Annotated in this window: 1 protein-coding gene; it reads right to left on the bottom strand. The window is 62.2% G+C overall.

The annotated features are described in order from the left end of the window. The coding region (locus tag AC1DVA_RS26795) for a peroxidase family protein (RefSeq protein ID WP_476807909.1) at positions 1–3,684 on the bottom strand (3,684 nt) is incomplete at its 3' end. Positions 3,685–3,745: the final 61 nt, after the last annotated feature.

Here is a 3,745-nt window from a genome sequence, read left to right as displayed (position 1 = left end):
GTCATAGCCCGACATGCCGGCCATTTTGCCGCGGCCGGTGCTGCCCACCATGATGTCGTCGCCGCCTTCGCCGATGAATTCGTCGAAGCCGCCATCGCCGAGGAACACGTCGTGTCCGTCGATGCTGTCATGGGCGAAGACCTCGTCGAAATTGTCGCCGGGGGCGCCGTCGAAGGTGCCGGTTTCGATCCAGTCGTCGCCCTCGTTGCCGAGGATGCGTTCGGCATTGCGGTTGCCATAGATGAAATCGTTGCCGGTGCCGGCGAACACTTCCGAGCCCATGTCGGTGCCGAGGAAGATGAAGTCCTGGCCGTCATTGCCCATGACGAGGTCGAGGCCCGGGCCGGCATGCACGACGTCATTGCCCTTGCCGGCCTTGATGTTGTCGTCGCCGCCCATGTCCTTGATGATGTCGTCGCCGTCACCACCATTGAGGATATCGTTGCCGAAACCACCTTCGATGATGTCGTTGCCGCCGTCACCATAGACGGTATCGTCGCCGATGCCGGCAATCAGGACGTCATTGCCCGAGGGATTGAACGTATTGCCCGGATCGGTTCCGCCGAGCACGACGTGGTCGCTGCCATTGTATTTGAGATAGTTGGTGTCAGTACCTGCCGTCGACGGATTATTGCGGACGACCAGTTGGGTCAGGATGCCGGTACCGGTCGGGTCAATGCCCAGATTGTCGGCGCTCTCGTCGATATCGGTCGTTAGAGGATTGTCTTCGACAATGCCGTCGGCGCCCCCGCTTTCGCCCAGGCCCGGATTGTACTGCCGGCGCTGGTCGATCTCGAGGATGAGGCCGGGCGTCGAGAACACGTCCGATGGYAGGTGCGTCGCGTCGGTATTGCGCATCATCATGGCGGCGAAGGAATTGTTCTCCATTTCGCCGAAGAGATGCAGGCCGTCGAGGCGCTGCAGGTAGTAGAAGCGGTCCCCGCTCTGCAGCAGTTCCATCTGCGCTTCGAAGACGAAGTTGAAGGTGGCGCCGAGCATGCCTCCGAAGGGCATGATCTTTTCGGCAAGGCCGCCGATCCAGAGATCGATATTCTCGAGGCCGCCCAGGTTCGCGGCATAGATGCCGGTGCCGTTGAGGAATGCCTCCGCATCGGCCGGCATGACGAAGGCCGGATCAGCGGCGAATTTGCCGAAGGGCGTGCCGAAGATCAGCGTCATCGCGGCGTCGCGCTTGCCTTCGGCCGTCGTTTCGCCGGTGATCAGCGAATGCGTGCCGTAGGCCGCCACGAAGTTGATGATCGAGGCTTCGTGCTTGAGGTTGCCCGCAAAGTCGATCCAGCTCGTATAGGGCGTCAGGAGGGCATCCTGGTTGGTCATCTCGAAGAAGGTGCGGCGCGCTTCATTGAGCGAGGGCACGCCGACGTCACGGCCACGGGCGAGGTTGATGGTGGCGAGATCGAGCGGCAGGCCGAGCAGGTTGTTGCGCAGCGCGCTGGTGATGAACTCGTCGATCTCGTTGCCGACCTGGCGGGTCATGCCACGGATGATCGCGCCCGCTGCAATTCCGTCGTCGACGCCATCGGTGCTGGTAAAGGCCGTGGGATTGAGGAAGCCCTGGATCAGGCTGATGTGGTTGGGATTGAAGTTCGGGTCGAACTGGTCGATCGACTCGGTCAGCATGGAGTGGCCGAAGCGATAGACCACATGCGCGAACTCGGCGAAGATCGTCGGGTCCATCATCGTGTCGAAGCCATCGGGCACCAGGAACACGTTGATGTTGGGCTGGACCTTGCGGGCGAATTCTTCGAACACCAGGTGCTGGTATTGCATTTCGGTGCCGAACTTGGCCGCCTGGAAGATGCGTTCGCCATCCCAGGTGAAGCTGTCGAGCAGGGCCTTGAGGGCCACGGCGTCGGTCGGCAGTGTCGCCGGCAGGGCGTTTAGCTGCGCCTGGGTGATGTCGACCACGAGCCATTCATTGATGAAGGCCAGGTCCTTGCTCTCGAGCACCGTCGCCTTGGTGTGTTCGGCGAGGCGGTTGTGTTCGGAGTGGAACACGTGGTGGACGGCCGTCAAGCCGATGTTTTCATTGGCGCGACCGTCGCCGGCGACGAAGTGGGCGTCRAGCAGCTCGTTGTCATAGACACCCGGTTCGTTGCCGGGATTGTCGAGCCCGATGGTGATGTCGCCGTCAGCCAGACCGGTCGGCACTGCATTATGGGCAATGTCGGCGAGGAAGGCGTGGTTGAGCCGGACCGCCTCGGTCGGGACCGCCGGTGCAACGACGTCGAACAGGTTGGAGGGATTGACCGGATTGGCGAGATTGCCTTCGACCGTGAGGTCGTCACCGGTGTTTGGAATCCCGTCCAGACCGATATTGTAGATGATCTGCGGAAGGCCGTTCGGGCCCGGGATGAAATTGCCATAGGGGTCGGTGCGCAGCAGCGGCACCTTGCCCACATCGTTGTCGGTCAATTCGATGCCGAGCAGGGTCGCGGCCTGCGCCTTGACTTCGCCCCAGGTGGCCATGCCGCCATTGGCGCCTTCGATCAGGTGGCCGGTCGAAACCGGGCCGCCGGCGGTCGCTGCATATTGGCGCAGGAAGACCTGGTGCGAGGGGTGCGAGGTATAGGTCTGGTTCTGGTCGACATAGGCGGTCGTGGTATTGACCGGGCGCACGTCATCCGCCGTACCCAGCTGCCCGTCCGGGCCGGCCGAAACAGTGGCGCGGGTCAGAACCATGAAATTGGTGGTGCTGCCCTGGACATAAAGCGGATCGTCGGGGCTGAGCGGAATCATCACGGTGCCGCTGCCGCCCTTGTTGACGAGATCGAGGCCATGGTCGAAGAACTGGCCGAAGAGGGTAAACCAGGAGTTGAACGGAGCCGAAAGGCCTTCGTCTGGCGCGAAATTCGGGATGTGGACGTTGATGCCGTCCAGCGCGATGCCGTTCTCGGTCAGCAGTTCGAAGAGGCCATTGCCGGTCGGCGCTGGCCCGGCGGCGACATCGATAGCCGCCTTTGCCGCATCGAGGGCGAGCCGCGCCGCATCGGCGGCGTCCTGCAGGGCCTCGTTGCCTGGGCTGGCTGCTGCTGCTGCGGCGGCCGAAGCTTCAGCGCGCGCGGCTTCCTCGAATGTCTTGAAAAGCGGCTTGAGTGGAACGTAGAGCGCGGCAATCTGGCCGGTGATCACCATGCCAGGATCTTCAACCCCGGCATTCTGAAGAGCTGTCAGGATGGCAGCCGGGTTGGAGAGCGTCTGGTCGACCAACAGATTGCTGATCACACGCACATAGGGGTCGATGACATCGCTCGGGCCGGCGCGATTGCCGATGGTGATCGGGCCATTCGGTCCGGGAACCTGCATGGTCGGTCCGTCATTGTCGACGCCGGGCCGATATAGCATCGGAACGGGGCCAGCAGGGCCAGCGCCATCCGGGTCCACCATGATCGTGCGGAAGGTCGGATTCATCAGCTCGTTGAACGGCGTATCGGACGCGCCCCACTTTTCCTGGCCGGGAAGCAGGTGATTGTAGGAGCCGTCGACGGTGCGAAGCCCCCAGGAGAGGTTGTAGGTCGGAATCGATCCACCGGGTCCAAACAGCGGCTTTGCCGGGTTGCCCGGATCGCCGGTCGAGATGCCCTGCCGGAACGCAGCGTCAGCCTCAGCGATCTTGATCTGCTTGAGGATGAAGTCCAGGTCGCTCTTGATGTAGGTTACCATCGTACTTATCCCCAATGTTATGGACACCAAGCGCAACTTCGCGCGAACTGAGCTTTAACAG

This window comes from Allobosea sp. P4_C6, from assembly GCF_056402015.1.
This window is presented reverse-complemented; position numbering and strand designations above follow the sequence as displayed.